At 69.5% G+C, this 13937-nt stretch carries 11 protein-coding genes; 9 read left to right on the top strand and 2 right to left on the bottom strand.

Features of this window, described 5'->3' with window-relative positions:
• Positions 1-12 precede the first annotated feature (12 nt).
• The 4 genes from mptB to K3888_RS03885 all read left to right on the top strand — a co-directional run bounded on the left by mptB (position 13) and on the right by K3888_RS03885 (position 4367).
• A complete protein-coding gene (gene mptB / locus K3888_RS03900) occupies positions 13-1596 on the top strand; it encodes a polyprenol phosphomannose-dependent alpha 1,6 mannosyltransferase MptB (RefSeq protein WP_230928910.1) in 1584 nt (527 codons plus the stop codon).
• A 25-nt stretch (positions 1597-1621) separates the two neighbouring features.
• Positions 1622-2557, top strand: coding sequence for an ABC transporter ATP-binding protein (locus K3888_RS03895; RefSeq protein WP_230928909.1), 936 nt, complete (start codon positions 1622-1624; stop codon positions 2555-2557).
• Entirely contained in the window at positions 2554-3345 is a 792-nt protein-coding gene (locus K3888_RS03890) for an ABC transporter permease (protein WP_230928908.1), read from the top strand. The genes K3888_RS03895 and K3888_RS03890 overlap by 4 nt, the downstream gene beginning before the upstream one ends.
• Positions 3346-3470: 125 nt before the next feature.
• Positions 3471-4367: a COX15/CtaA family protein gene (locus tag K3888_RS03885; RefSeq protein WP_230929085.1), complete on the top strand. Its 897-nt coding sequence runs from the start codon at positions 3471-3473 to the stop codon at positions 4365-4367.
• 117 nt (positions 4368-4484) lie between these two features.
• On the opposite strand, the gene K3888_RS03880 is transcribed toward K3888_RS03885, so the two are convergent.
• Entirely contained in the window at positions 4485-5858 is a 1374-nt protein-coding gene (locus K3888_RS03880; protein ID WP_230928907.1) for a hypothetical protein, read from the bottom strand.
• A gap of 114 nt (positions 5859-5972) precedes the next feature.
• Here K3888_RS03880 and K3888_RS03875 point away from each other — a divergent pair, with 114 nt between their 5' ends.
• On the top strand, positions 5973-6941 hold the full coding sequence (locus K3888_RS03875) for a quinone oxidoreductase family protein (RefSeq protein ID WP_230928906.1): 969 nt from the start codon (positions 5973-5975) through the stop codon (positions 6939-6941).
• 85 nt (positions 6942-7026) lie between these two features.
• Here the strand turns inward: K3888_RS03875 and K3888_RS03870 are convergent, their stop codons facing one another.
• Positions 7027-7935 (bottom strand): heme o synthase, encoded by a 909-nt coding sequence (locus K3888_RS03870; protein ID WP_230928905.1) that lies wholly within the window; start codon positions 7933-7935, stop codon positions 7027-7029.
• A 283-nt stretch (positions 7936-8218) separates the two neighbouring features.
• Between K3888_RS03870 and tkt the strand changes: the two genes are divergently transcribed.
• From tkt to K3888_RS03850, 4 genes are read left to right on the top strand one after another with little or no spacing between them, the layout of a single operon-like run.
• The gene (gene tkt, locus K3888_RS03865) at positions 8219-10327 is read left to right on the top strand and encodes a transketolase (protein ID WP_230928904.1); all 2109 of its coding nucleotides are present in this window, start codon (positions 8219-8221) and stop codon (positions 10325-10327) included.
• A complete protein-coding gene (tal, locus tag K3888_RS03860) occupies positions 10324-11433 on the top strand; it encodes a transaldolase (protein ID WP_230928903.1) in 1110 nt (369 codons plus the stop codon). The genes tkt and tal overlap by 4 nt, the downstream gene beginning before the upstream one ends.
• 41 nt (positions 11434-11474) lie before the next feature.
• A complete protein-coding gene (gene zwf, locus K3888_RS03855) occupies positions 11475-13004 on the top strand; it encodes a glucose-6-phosphate dehydrogenase (RefSeq protein WP_230928902.1) in 1530 nt (509 codons plus the stop codon).
• Positions 13001-13921, top strand: a complete 921-nt coding sequence (locus K3888_RS03850) for a glucose-6-phosphate dehydrogenase assembly protein OpcA (RefSeq protein WP_372459524.1) — start codon at positions 13001-13003, stop codon at positions 13919-13921. The genes zwf and K3888_RS03850 overlap by 4 nt, the downstream gene beginning before the upstream one ends.
• Positions 13922-13937 lie beyond the last annotated feature (16 nt).

Raw genomic sequence — 13937 nt, 5'->3', positions numbered from 1 at the left:
AAGGTCGGGACAGTGGCACGCGAATTCCCCCTACGCGGCGCGGGTGCGGTGGCCGCCCGGTTGCACACCGCGGAGTTGTCCACCGGCTCGCCGATGTCCGCCGAGATGGCGCGGCTCCGGCGCATCCGGTTGATCGGGACCACCGCTGCGGTCGCGATGGCGGTCGGTGCGCTGGGCGCCGGCGCGTTGCCCGTGCTGCAGAACCCCGCTGCGGGGGAGCGACTGTTCGGTCTGTGGCTCCGACTGCAGCAGTCCTCGATGACGGTCGTCATGGCGGGAATGGTCGTGGTGGTCATCTGCTGGCTGCTGCTCGCCCCGTACGTCCTGGGTCGGGACAGGCGCGGGCGACTCAGCGGGCGGATCGACCGGGCGACCCTGGACCGCATCATCGCGTCGTGGGCGTTGCCACTGGCGGTGGCCCCACCGATGTTCAGCAAGGACGTCTACAGCTATCTCGCGCAGGGGGCGATCGGGAACTCGCAGGACGATCCCTACGCGCTCGGCCCCGTGTCCGCTCTGGGCACCTCGCATGCCCTGACGATCAACGTGCCGGACATCTGGCGTGATACCCCGAACCAGTACGGACCGCTGTTCCTGGGCGTCCAGAAACTCATCCACGTCATCACGGGCGAGGAGGTCGTGCCCGCCATCATCCTGCACCGCGTGGTGGCCGTGATCGGCATCCTCATGCTCGGCTGGGCCGTCCCCCGCCTCGCCGAGTACTGCGGGGTCTCGGACGTGGCCGCGTTGTGGTTGGCCGTGGCCAACCCGCTCGTCCTGTTCCACCTGGTCTCGGGCATCCATTCGGAAGCGCTCATGATGGGGCTGCTGGCGATCGGGCTCGTGCTGGCGCTGCGGGCCGTCGAGGCCCCACCGGGTCGACGCACCACCGCCATGTTCGTCCTCGGCACGGTCCTGGTGACCGGGTCGGCGTTGGTGAAACTGCCGACCGTGGTCGCGCTCGGGTTCGTCGGGATGGCGCTCGCGCGACGGTGGGGTGCGGGGTGGCGCGCCACCGTCAGGGCGGCTCTCGCGATGCTCGCGGTGAGCGGGGTGACCACCGGCGTCGCCATGCTCGTGACCTCCTCGGGGCTGGGATGGATCACCAAGCTGGGGGCGGCCACCTCACTGCGGAGCTGGCTCTCGCCTCCCACCGCTCTCGGCGTGATCGCCGGAGGAACAGGCCAGTACCTGGGGTTGGGCGATCACACCGAGCAGATCCTCGTCATGGTGCAGACCGCGGCCCTCATCGCTGCCGCGGCGTTCACGGTGCGCATGCTGTTCGCGGTGCAGGCCGGCCGGATGAACCCGGTGGGCGGGCTGGGCGTGTCCATGGCCGCGATCGTCCTGTGTTTTCCCGTCGTCCACCCCTGGTACGTACTGTGGGCCCTCGTGCCCCTGGCCGCATGGGCGTCGCGGATGGAGTTCCGCATCCCGGTGGTGGCCGTCAGTGCGGTACTCGCGTGCTTCACACTCCCGCCCGGCGCCGGCCTGCCCCCTTTCGTGACAGTCCAGGCCTGGGCTGCGACGGTGGTGACCGTTCTGATCGTGCTCGTCGCCCTCTTCCGGTGGCCCGGGCTGTTGCGCTACCGCTAGACGCGTCGGCCTACAATCGGCAGCCGTGACCCCATCGACCCACTCCACCGCGCTACAGGTCGAAGGACTTGTCAAGACGTTCGGCACCACCACTGCCGTCGCCGGCCTGGATCTGACCCTCGAACGCGGTCAGGTCATGGCCCTGCTCGGGCCCAACGGCGCGGGCAAGACCACCACGGTCGAGATCTGCGAGGGCTTCCTCCGCCCGGACGCCGGGAACGTACGGGTACTGGGGATGGACCCCGTCACCGATCGTCAGAGTGTCCGAAACCGGATCGGCATGATGCTGCAGGGCGGAGGGGCGTATCCCGGGGTCCGCGCCGGTGAGATGCTCCGACTGGTGGCCGCGTACTACTCCGACCCCCTGGACCCGGACTGGCTACTGGACGAGCTCGGACTGAGCGATCACGTCAACACGCCGTACCGACGGCTGTCGGGCGGCCAACAGCAGCGGCTCTCCCTCGCGATCGCCGTCATGGGCCGGCCCGAACTGGTATTCCTGGACGAGCCGACCGCCGGGCTCGATGCCCAGGCGCGACTCGCGGTCTGGGACCTGGTCCGGGCGCTCCGCGCTGACGGGGTGGCGGTCCTGCTCACCACCCATCTCATGGACGAGGCCGCGGCGCTCGCCGACGAGGTGGTGATCGTCGACCGCGGGCGGCAGGTCGCCGCCGGCAGCCCCGCCGAACTCGAACGGGACGGCACGACCGAAGGCGTGACCCTCGTCGTCGACACCGACGTGGCCCCGTCCCTCCTCGACGGCGTGCTCGGGCCGGACCACACCGTCACGGCCGGCAGCGCCGCCGGCGTGCTCGAGGTCGACGGCCCTGTCTCACCGGAACTGATGACCGCGCTGTGCACCGCACTGGAGCGGGCCGGCGTCCAACTCACCTCCCTGGCCACACGGACCAGGAGTCTCGAGGAGGTCTTCCTCGACCTGACCGGACGGGATCTGCGATGAGCCACCCCCAGACCGCGCACAACCGGTTCGCCCCCGGTACCTTCGCCCGGCCCTCGGCCCCGGCACCGGTCCGACGCATGGCCGCCGCCCAGACCCGTATGGAACTAACCCTGTTCCTGCGCAACGGAGAGCAGCTGCTGGTAGCTCTCATCATTCCGCTCGCCGCGCTGATCGCCCTCGTCGCGATCGACTTCGGGGCCGTCCCGGAACCTCGCGTCGACCACGCGATCACCGCGGTTCTGACGATGTCGGTGATGGGGACCTCGTTCACCGGGCAGGCGATCGCCGTGGCCTTCGACCGCAGGTACGACGCGCTGAAGCGGCTCGGGGGCACGCCACTCCCGCCGGCCGTCATCATCGCCGGGAAGATCCTGGCCACGCTCATCCTGGTGGCCGGGCAGACGGTCATCCTCGGCGCGATCGCCATCGCGATGGGGTGGCGGCCCTCCCTCGCCGGTGCCCTGGTGGGCGCGGTGATGATCGCGGTCGGATCCGCCGCCTTCTCGTCGATGGGCCTCCTCCTGGGCGGCACGATGCGTGCCGAGATCGTCCTCGGACTGGCCAACCTCATCTGGTTCGTGCTCATCGGAGCCGCGGGACTCGCGATCGGGGTGGTCGACCTTCCCACCCGGGTCGCCGACCTCCTCGTCGTCGTCCCCTCCTACGCGCTGACCGACGCGCTCCTCACCGCCGACAGCGGCGGCCTCCCCGCGCTCGCCGCGGCGTTCCTGCTCGGCTGGACCGTCGTGTGCGGCTGGTTTGCCGTACGTCACTTCTCGTTCACCTGATAGCAGACCCCGACAGCTCGCGGCCTAGAATCGGGAACGTGACCTCGACATCGCGTGCCCCGTCCTCCGGAACCCCGGCCGAGACCACACCAGCGAAGCCCGGAGGGCTGCTGTCCAGGCTGCCGATGCCGTCGCTTCGGGTCCAGAAGGGCATCGCCCTGGCGAACGTCTTCGCCCAGATCGGCATCATGACGACCGGCGTCACAGTCCGCGTCACCGCGTCCGGGCTCGGCTGTGAGACCTGGCCCCGTTGTAACCAGGACAGCTTCGTCCCCGTCGCCGGCGCGGCTCCCGCGCTCCACCAGGCCGTCGAGTTCGGTAACCGCCTGCTGACGTTCGTGCTGGTGGCCGTCGCCGTCGCGCTGATCCTGGCACTCCACCGCGCAGGGCGGCGCCAGGACCTTCTCGTGCTCGCCTGGCTGATGCCGTTCGGCATCGTGGCCCAGGCCGTGATCGGCGGGATCACCGTGCTCGCCGGGCTGGCCTGGTGGACGGTCGCTCTACACCTGCTGCCGTCGATGTTCCTGGCGTGGTTCGCCGGGATAGTCTTCGTCCGGGTCGGCGAGGAAGACTCCGCGCCCGCCCGACGCGTCATCCCCAGGCCGCTGACCTGGCTGACGGGGCTGTCCGTGGTGCTGCTCGCCGGCGTACTCGTCTCGGGCACGATGGTCACCGGCGCCGGGCCACACGCCGGCGACGCCCGTATCGGCGCTGCCGACCGACTGCAGCTGCCCATCCAGTGGTTGGTGCATTTCCACGCGGAGCTGATGATCGGATACGTCTGCCTGCTCATCGGACTGCTCGCGGGCCTCATCGCACTACGTACCCCGGGCCCCGCCGTCCGGCGTGCCGCGATCCTCATCGGTCTGATCGCCGCCCAGGCGGTCATCGGTATCACCCAGTACCAGCTCGGTGTTCCCGAGCTGCTGGTGATCATCCACGTCACGCTCGCGGGCGCCATCACCGCGGTCACCGGGGCGCTGTGGGCCGCCGGGAGCATCCGGGATCGCATCACCGCCTGATCATCTCCCGTCCGATCGCATTCGGGATGATCCCGGCTGCCGGCCGGATACGCCGCCGGACGGTACGACGACGGCGACCCCGCCTGGTGGCGGGGCCGCCGTCGATTCGTATTCCCTCTAGAGCAGTGACCCGGAGCCGGCCATACGCTTCCAGTGGCCGGCCGGGACGTCGGCCCTGGAGACGAGCTCGCGGGTCCAGTCAGATCCGGTCAGGCCCTGGATGCCGTCGCGAACTGCTTCGGCCTGGGACAGCGTGTCAACCATGACATCGCCCATCACACCGTCGGCGCCCACGAGGGTCACACGGACACCCCGGCGGCCTGTCGGCTGCAGGACGACGTCCGCCGTACCGCCGTGGCGGGACAGGAACCTGCTCACGAGCTTGGCGGCCCTGGCGGGAGGAGTCGGAGCGGCGGGAGTCGGTGTCGCCTCGATCTTCTCCGAGGCGGCCTTCTCGACCGATGCGGTGGACGCGGAGTCCTCGGCGGCCTCCTTCTCCGGCTCGCGGGCGGGCGCCTGTGTGGCGGATTTCGCCGCCGCCTCGTCTGCCTGCGTCTCATTCGCGGTGGCGTCAGCCTTGTCATCATCGGTCGACGATGCTGCGGCAGCGCCCGCCGCCGCAGCGCCGGTCGCTGCGGCACCGCCGCCCAGGGTCAGCCCGCCGGACTTGCCCCCGCCGGGGGCCTTGGCGCCGGAGCCACCACCGAGAGTGAGGCCACCGGCCTTCCCGCCGCCCGGGGCCTTCGCGGCAGTGGTCCCGGCGGTCGCCTCCGACGACTGCTCCACTGCCAGCGCCGCCTCGGCGGACTCGGCTGCCGGCGCTTCGGTGGGCGCTCCTACGTCAGCGGGCGCGCCGGTCTCGGCCTCGGCGTCCCCACCGGGGTCGGCCGCACCAGCACCCGCAGCCGCGGCGGCGCCACCGCCGAGAACGAGCTTGCCCGCGGATCCGCCGCCGGGTGCCTTGGCCTTGGACCCGCCGCCCAGCTGGAGCCCCCCGCCGGTGGTGGTGGCGGGCTTCGGTGGGCCGGCGTCAGCAGGCGTCTCGCCTGCCGGTGCCTCGGTGGTGGGCTCGGCGGCATCGTCGGCTGCCGATGTGGTCTTCGCCTCGGTGGCAGGCTCCGCCTCGGCCGCCGAAGCGGGCTTCGGAGCGGGCGCCGCGCCCTCGGACTCCGTGATACGCGACCCGTGGAGCGTCGATGTCCCACCACCGGGTGCCTTCGGGGCGCGGCGTCCAAGTGAGATAGCGCCGCCAGCAGCCGCCGCTGCAGCAACAGGAGCTGCCGCTGCGGTCGCGGTATCGGAGGTCGTCGACTCCGGCGCCGCAGCCTCAGCCGCCTCGGCCGACGCCGCGGTCCCCGCCGTCTTCTCGGCGGGAGCCGCTGGTGCCGCAGCCGCGGCTGCCTCGCCGGACCCGCTGGTGACGATGGCGGGCCAGCCGGTCGCCCTGACGTGCGGTCCCCCGGCGTACTGGGAAAGGATCTGCAGGCTCATACGAGGTACCTTATCGCCTCGGCCCTCCCCCGCAGTCCGCCACTCCCGTCCCCCGACCGGAGAGGTGACGATCCTTCCCTGCGAGATCTTCCATGGATCCGGATACTGGGCGATATGCGAGCCATTCAGATCGCCGAGCACGGCGGCCCCGAGGTCCTCACGCCCGTCGAGATCGATGTGCCGGTGCCCGGGCCGGGTGAGGTGTTGGTGCGGACGACGTCGGTGGGTGTGAACTACATCGATACGTACCTCCGTGAGGGCACCTACCCGCGAGATCTGCCGTTCATCCCCGGAAGTGAGGGCGCGGGGGTGATCGAGGCGGTCGGCCCGGACGCGACGGATCTGGTGATGGGCGACCGCGTGGCCTGGTGTCAGGTCCCGGGCTCCTATGCGCAGTACGTCGTGGCACCGACCGACTCGCTCGTGGCGGTGCCCGAGGGGGTCGACGACGACGTCGCCGCCTCGATGCTCCTTCAGGGCCTGACAGCGCACTACCTCATCTCCGACACGCATCGGGCGACGGAAGGTGACACCGTCCTCATCACCGCGGGTGCCGGCGGGGTTGGACAGTTGCTCATCCAACTCGCCGTGAGTCGCGGCTTCCGCGTCGTCGCTACCACCTCGACCGCGGCGAAGGCCGAGCTGTGTCGCGCACTCGGTGCGGATCACGTTCTGCTGTACCCGGATGCGACGCCGGAACGTGTGCGTGAACTCTCGGAGGGTGGTGTGGCAACCGTGTTCGACGGGGTCGGAAAGGACACCTTCGATGACAGTCTCGCGTCGCTGGCCCGCAGGGGGTCGATGGTTCTCTTCGGTGCTGCGAGTGGTCCCGTGCCGCCGGTTGATCCCCAACGGCTCAATGAGGCCGGATCGGTGTTCCTGACCAGGCCGACGCTGGCCGACTACATCGCGTCCACGGAGGAATACCGCGAGCGGGCCTCCGAGGTCCTCGAGGGGATAGTCGACGGCTCGTTGCGCCTGACCGTAGGCGCGCGGTTCGGTCTGTCCGAGGCTGCGGAGGCACACCGGGCCCTGCAGTCCCGGGGCACGACGGGCTCACTGGTTCTCGATCCGACCCGGTGAAAAGGCCCGGCCGGAGACCCTGTCGGGTCTCCGGCCGGAACGTGGAGTGGGATCCCAGGCGCTGCTCCGGGATCCCTGTGGCCGATCAGAGGATCGGCAGCATCTCCGAGATGGTCTGCAGTCCCAGGACGGCGTCGATGGACAGTGCGACGAACACCCCCGCGAGGTAGTTGTTCGACAGGATGAACAGCTTCAGCGGCTTGACCTCGATGCCACGGCGAACGCCTGCCTCCAAGCGGTGCGCCATCACGATGAACCAGACACCGAAACCGAGGGCGCCCAGTGCGTACACCCATCCCGCCGCGGGGACGAGGGCCAAGGTGCACAGGACCGTGACCCAGGTGTAGATCGTGATGCGCCTGGTGACTCCCTCTTCGGACATGACCACCGGCAGCATCGGGACGCCGGCAGCCTTGTAGTCCTCCTTGTAGCGCATCGCGAGCGCCCACGTGTGGGGCGGAGTCCAGAAGAAGATGACCAGGAACAGCATGACCGCCTGCCACCAGTTGTGCGGCTGGCCCTCGGGCAGGTGGTCCGTGATGACCGCCCAAGACACGAACACCGGCATGCATCCGGCGGCGCCGCCCCAGACGACGTTCTGCGCGGTGCGGCGCTTGAGGATCATCGAGTAGACGATCACGTAGAAAAGGATCGTGATGAGGATGAAGAAGGCGGCGAGCCAGCTCTTCGCCAGCAGCCCCAGCCAGAGCATGCTGGCCACACCGAGCACCAGGCCGAAGATCAACGCGGCGCGACGTGTGATCGCGTGGCGGGCCAACGGGCGCCGCTCGGTGCGCTTCATCACCTGGTCGATGTCGTAGTCGACGACCATGTTGAGCGAGTTCGCACTCGCCGCCCCGAGCCAGCCGCCGACGAGGGTCAACAGCACCAGCGAGAGGTGGATGTGGCCGCGGTCGGCCTGCAGGAGTGCGGGGATCGCCGCGACCAGGAGGAGTTCGATGACCCGCGGCTTGGTGAGGGCGATGTATGCCATTACCACGTCGAGGACGCGGGAGGGTCCGCCGGACCGAGCCGGCCGCCCCGAAAGCGCGGGAGGAGAGACTGACGGCCCCCCACTCCGGGTCGGGGTGGAATCGTGCACCGTAACTCCTTGCCGCAGACGTGAACGCACTACTCGGCCGATACTACGTGCCGCCCTCGGCGTCCGCGAAAGAGCGGGGGCGGGGACCGGGCGACCCCGGCCGCTGCCGACCACTAAGGTGGTGGACGACATACGCGCGGATCCGCGCCGCACCCTCGACCCGGGAGAACCACAAGTGACCAGCGCGTCGGAGATCACCGAGCTCACCACCGCCCGCCACCCGTCTGATTGGACTGAACTGGACACCCGAGCCGTGGACACCGCGCGTGTCCTCGCCGCAGAAGCAGTGCAGAACTGCGGCAGTGGCCATCCGGGCACCGCGATGAGCCTGGCTCCCCTGGCGTACACGCTCTACCAGCGTGTGATGCGGCACGACCCGGCCGATCCGAAGTGGATCGGCCGTGACCGTTTCGTTCTCTCCTGCGGGCATTCCTCGCTCACCCAGTACGTGCAGCTGTACCTGGCGGGATTCGGGCTGGAGCTCGACGATCTGAAGGCGCTGCGTACGTGGGGCTCCCGCACCCCCGGGCACCCGGAGTGGAACCATACCGACGGTGTGGAGATCACGACCGGCCCGCTCGGCCAGGGGCTCGCCTCGGCCGTGGGCATGGCCATGGCGGCCCGGTACGAGCGTGGCCTGCTCGACCCGGACACCCCCGCGGGCAAGAGCCCGTTCGACCACTTCATCTACGTGGTCGCCTCCGACGGTGACCTCCAGGAGGGCGTCACCGCGGAGGCGTCGTCGCTGGCAGGGACCCAGAAGCTGGGCAATCTCATCGCGGTGTACGACGACAACGAGATCTCGATCGAGGACGACACGAAGATCGCCTTCAACGAGGACGTCGCCGCCCGGTACGAGGCCTACGGCTGGCACGTCCAGACCGTCAACGGTGGCGAGGACGTCGAGGCGATCGAAGAGGCGATCGCCAACGCCCGTTCCGTCACCGACAGGCCCTCGCTGATCGTCCTCCGCACGATCATCGCCTACCCCGCCCCGAAACTGATGAACACGGGAGCGTCCCACGGCGCCGCCCTAGGTCAGGAGGAGGTCGATGCCGTCAAGACGGCCCTGGGTATGGGCGGCACCGAGCCGTTCACAGTGGCCGACGAGGTGATCGCGCACACGCGCGGCGCCCGTGACCGTGGCGCTAGGGTCCATGCGCAGTGGAGCGACATGTTCCACGCCTGGGCCGAGGCGAACCCCGAGCGCAAGGCGCTGTTCGACCGGCTCTACTCCGGCGCGCTGCCTGAGGGCTGGGACGCCGGGCTCCCGACCTGGGAGGCGGACGGGAAGGGCGTGGCCACCCGCAAGGCCTCGGCCGCGGCCATCCAGGCCCTCGCGGCCACCCTCCCTGAGCTGTGGGGTGGCTCCGCGGACCTCGCCGGATCCAACAACACCCCGATCAAGGGTGCGGACTCCTTCGGACCCACCACCATCTCCACGGACACCTGGACCGCGTCCCCCTACGGGCGGAACCTCCACTTCGGTATCCGTGAGCACGCGATGGGTGCGATCCTCAACGGGATCGCCCTCCACGGCCCCACCCGGCCGTACGGCGGGACGTTCCTCATCTTCAGCGAGTACATGCGGCCGGCGGTCCGGCTGGCCGCCCTCCAGGGCAGTAACGCGTACTACGTGTGGACACACGACTCGATCGGCCTCGGCGAGGACGGGCCCACGCACCAGCCCGTCGAACAGCTGGCCGCGTTGCGCGCAATCCCCGGCCTTGCGATCCTGCGTCCGGCCGACGCCAACGAGACGGCAGCCGCGTGGCGGGCCATGCTGATGGCCCTCGACGGACCCAAGGGCCTGTGTCTGACCCGTCAGGACGTTCCGGTTCTCGAGGGCACAGCCGAGTCGGCGCGCGAGGGCGTCGAGCGCGGTGCGTACGTGCTCGCGGAGGCGTCCGCAGGCCTCCCCGAGGTGATCCTGATGGGCACAGGTTCCGAGGTGCAGCTCGCGGTGGCCGCGCGCGAGGTCCTCGAGTCCGAGGGTGTGCCGACCCGGGTCGTCTCGGTGCCGTGTGTCGAGTTCTTCGATCAGCAGGACGCTGAGTACCGCGAGTCCGTGCTGCCCCGCGCCGTTCGCGCCCGTGTCTCGGTCGAGGCGGGAATCGCGATGCCGTGGTATCGCTTCCTCGGTGATGCCGGCCGGGCCGTTTCCCTGGAGCATTTCGGTGCCTCGGCGCCCTATCAGACCCTGTTCACCGAGTTCGGGATCACCGCCGACGCGGTGGTCGCGGCCGCGCGTGAGTCGCTCGCGGCTGTTGCCGAGGAGGCATGATGACCAACGCTAATCTCGCCGCGCTCAGCGCTGCCGGCGTATCCGTCTGGCTCGACGATCTGTCGCGCCAGCTCATCGGGTCGGGTGAGTTGGCATCGCGGATGTCGACCTACTCGGTGGTGGGCGTCACCACCAACCCGGCGATCTTCCAGTCGGCTCTGTCCGATTCGTCGGCGTACGAGTCGGCTCTCACCGAGGCGGTGGCCGCCGACCGCGACGTCGATGCGGTCCTCCGTGCGCTCACCACCGCGGATGTCCGCGATGCGTGCGATGTCCTGGCGGACACCTTCCGGTCGACCGGCGGTGTCGACGGACGAGTGTCTCTCGAGGTCGATCCGCGACTCGCGGATCAGACCGAGGCCACGGTCACCCAGGCCGTGGAGCTCGCCGACGTCGTGGACCGCCCGAACGTCATGATCAAGATTCCCGCCACCGCGGCCGGGCTGCCGGCCATCACCGAGGTGATCGGTAAGGGTATCGACGTCAACGTCACGCTGATCTTCTCGGTCGATCAGTACCGCGAGGTCGCGCAGGCGTACATCGCCGGTCTCGAACGGGCAGCGGAGGCAGGTCATGACCTGTCGACAATCCACTCGGTCGCGTCCGTCTTCGTCTCCAGACTCGACACCGAGATCGATTCACGTCTCCCGGAGGACTCCGCGCTGCGGGGGCAGGCCGGGCTCGCGAATGCGCGTCTGTGCCAGGAGGTCTACGACGAGCTGTTCGATCCGTCCGGGCGTTTCGGCGCACTTGCTGACCGCGGTGCTCGCCCGCAGCGCCTGCTCTGGGCCTCGACCGGCGTCAAGGACCCCGCCTACCCCGACACGCTGTACGTGACGGGGCTGGTCACGCACGGGACGGTCAACACGATGCCCTTCGCCACCATGGAGGCGTTCGCTGATCACGGGGTACTAGAGGGCGATACCGTTCGTGGCTCGGCTGCTGCCTCCCGTGCGACCCTCGACGCCCTCCGCGCGGACGGGATCGACCTCGACGAGGTCTTCGCGCTGCTCGAGCAGCAGGGCGTGGAGAAGTTCGTCACGGCGTGGGACGCCCTGTCGGACACCGTGAGGTCGCGGATCGACGAGATCCCGGCGGGTTCGTGAGCGAGTCGGCCCCAAGGCACCGCCCCGGTGCGGTCGGCTCCGTGGCTCCGGAGCCGACCAACCCACTACGCGATCCGCGAGACCGACGTCTCCCCCGGATCGCCGGCCCGTCGGGCCTGGTGATCTTCGGCGTCACCGGTGATCTGTCCAAGAAGAAGCTGATCCCGGCGGTGTACGACCTCGCCAACCGCGGCCTGCTTCCCCCCGGCTTCTCGCTCATCGGTTTCGGCCGTAGGAAGTGGTCGAGCGAGCAGTTCGCGGAGTTCGCGCGCGAGTGCGCGCGGGAGAAGTGCCGGACCCCGTTCCGCGAGGACGTGTGGGACCAACTCGCCGCCGGACTGCGGTTCGTGACCGGAACGTTCGACGACGACGAGGGCTTCGATCGCCTCGCGGACGAGTTGGGAGTGCTGGAGTCAGAGCGTGGCACAGCCGGGAACTATGCGTTCTACCTGTCGATTCCCCCGGACGACTTCCCCACGGTCTGTCGGCACCTCGACCGGACCGGCGCCACCAGGGGTCCGGACGGGTCCTGGCGACGGGTGGTGATCGAGAAGCCGTTCGGTCATGACCTCGACAGCGCGAGAGAACTGAACGACGTGGTGGGGGCGGTATTCCCGGAGGACTCCGTCTTCCGGATCGACCACTACCTGGGCAAGGAGACCGTCCAGAACATTCTGGCCCTCCGGTTCGCGAACCAGCTGTTCGAGCCCGTCTGGAATGCCAATCACGTGGACCACGTGCAGATCACGATGGCCGAGGACATCGGATTGGGTGGCCGCGCCGGCTACTACGACGGGATCGGAGCGGCACGGGACGTCATCCAGAACCACCTCATCCAGTTGATGGCGCTGGTGGCGATGGAAGAACCGACCGACTTCTCCGCAGCAGCACTCCGTGCGGAGAAGACCAAGGTCCTGGAGTCGACTTCCCTGGCGCTGCCCATCGCCGAGACCGCTGCGCGCGGTCAGTACTCGGCCGGGTGGCAGGGCTCCGAGCACGTCGTCGGGCTCAAGGAGGAGGAGGGGTACGACCCCTCGTCCACCACCGAGACGTACGCCGCGATCACGCTCGAGGTCCACAATCGGCGATGGGCTGGCGTGCCGTTCTATCTGCGCACCGGCAAGCGTCTCGGACGCCGCGTCACCGAGATCGCCGTGGTGTTCCGCCGCGCCCCGCACCTGCCGTTCGACGCGACCATGACCCAGGAGTTGGGCCAGAACGCGCTTGTCATCAGGGTTCAGCCCGACGAGGGGGTCACGCTCCGATTCGGCTCGAAGGTCCCCGGGACGGCTATGGAGGTCCGCGACGTCAACATGGACTTCGCCTATGGCGAGGCGTTCACCGAGTCCTCCCCCGAGGCGTACGAGCGTCTCATCCTCGACGTCCTCCTGGGCGAGCCGTCCCTGTTCCCCGTCTCCCGAGAGGTCGAACTGAGCTGGATGTTGCTTGATCCCGTGCTCCGGGAGTGGGCGTCGCAAGGAACCCCTGAGCAGTACCAGGCCGGAACGTGGGGGCCGGAGGGCGCCGACGAGATACTGGCCCGTAGCGGCCGGGTATGGAGGCGACCGTGATCATCGACCTTCCCGACACCTCCACGCGGGAGATCGCCAAGAAGCTGGTGCAGATCCGTGAGGAATCCGGCCTCAGCACCATCGGCCGCGTCCTCACGCTCATCGTGCTCACCGACCATGTCCGTGGGAGCGAAGCGGCGATCGATGCCGCCAACGAGGCGAGCCGCGAGCACCCCTGTCGCGTGATCGTGGTGATCCGCGGACGCCGCGCCGACGGTGATCGCCTCGACGGACAGATCCGGGTCGGTGGAGACGCCGGCGCGGCGGAGGTGGTCGTGCTGCGGACCTCCGGCGGCCTGGCATCGCAATCGGCCGCGATCGTCACTCCTCTGCTCCTGCCCGACACCCCCCTGGCGGTGTGGTGGCCCCGGCACTCCCCGACCCTGTTGTCCGAGGACAAGGTCGGGCGGCTGGCACGGCGTCGCATTGTCGACTCCGACACGGAGGGGCACCCGACTGACGCGCTGGTCAAACGTGCTGCGGGCTACTCGCCGGGCGATACCGATCTGGCGTGGGCACGGATCACCCACTGGCGGTCGCTGCTCGCCGCAACGCTGGACCGCCCGCCGTACGAGCCCATCACGGCCGCCACGGTCTGCGGTCCCGAACGCGCCGCATCGGTCGACCTGGCCGGCGCGTGGCTCGCGTCCCGCCTGGAGATCGACGTGCACCGCGCGGTGGGCCCGTCGATGGTCGTCCTCGAGCGCGCCTCGGGATCGATCGTGCTCAAGCAGGTCAGCCCCACGGCAGCAGAGCTTCACATCACCGGACACTCACCCACCCGGGTCGCCCTGGTCGGTCGTAGTATCGCCGACTGCCTGGCGGAAGAACTCAGACGCATGGATACCGACGGGGTCTACGCCGACGCGCTGGCCAACTTCGATCGGGTCATCTACACCTCAGCCTCGGTCCGCTGACGCAGATCGCGGCCGC

The sequence above is a fragment of the Dietzia aurantiaca genome, from assembly GCF_021033825.1.
Taxonomy (GTDB): Bacteria; Actinomycetota; Actinomycetes; order Mycobacteriales; family Mycobacteriaceae; genus Dietzia; species Dietzia aurantiaca.
Note: the sequence above shows the minus strand (reverse complement) of the source record. Positions and strands in the feature narration are given on the sequence as shown.

What these genes read in the sequence shown, in the direction of transcription:
- K3888_RS03890 (WP_230928908.1), top strand. Translation starts at nt 2,554, where the DNA reads ATGAGCCACCCCCAGACCGCGCACAACCGGTTCGCCCCCGGTACCTTC.
- K3888_RS03885 (WP_230929085.1), top strand. Translation starts at nt 3,471, where the DNA reads ATGCCGTCGCTTCGGGTCCAGAAGGGCATCGCCCTGGCGAACGTCTTC.
- K3888_RS03880 (WP_230928907.1), bottom strand. Translation starts at nt 5,858, where the DNA reads ATGAGCCTGCAGATCCTTTCCCAGTACGCCGGGGGACCGCACGTCAGG.
- K3888_RS03875 (WP_230928906.1), top strand. Translation starts at nt 5,973, where the DNA reads ATGCGAGCCATTCAGATCGCCGAGCACGGCGGCCCCGAGGTCCTCACG.
- K3888_RS03870 (WP_230928905.1), bottom strand. Translation starts at nt 7,935, where the DNA reads ATGGCATACATCGCCCTCACCAAGCCGCGGGTCATCGAACTCCTCCTG.
- tal (WP_230928903.1), top strand. Translation starts at nt 10,324, where the DNA reads ATGATGACCAACGCTAATCTCGCCGCGCTCAGCGCTGCCGGCGTATCC.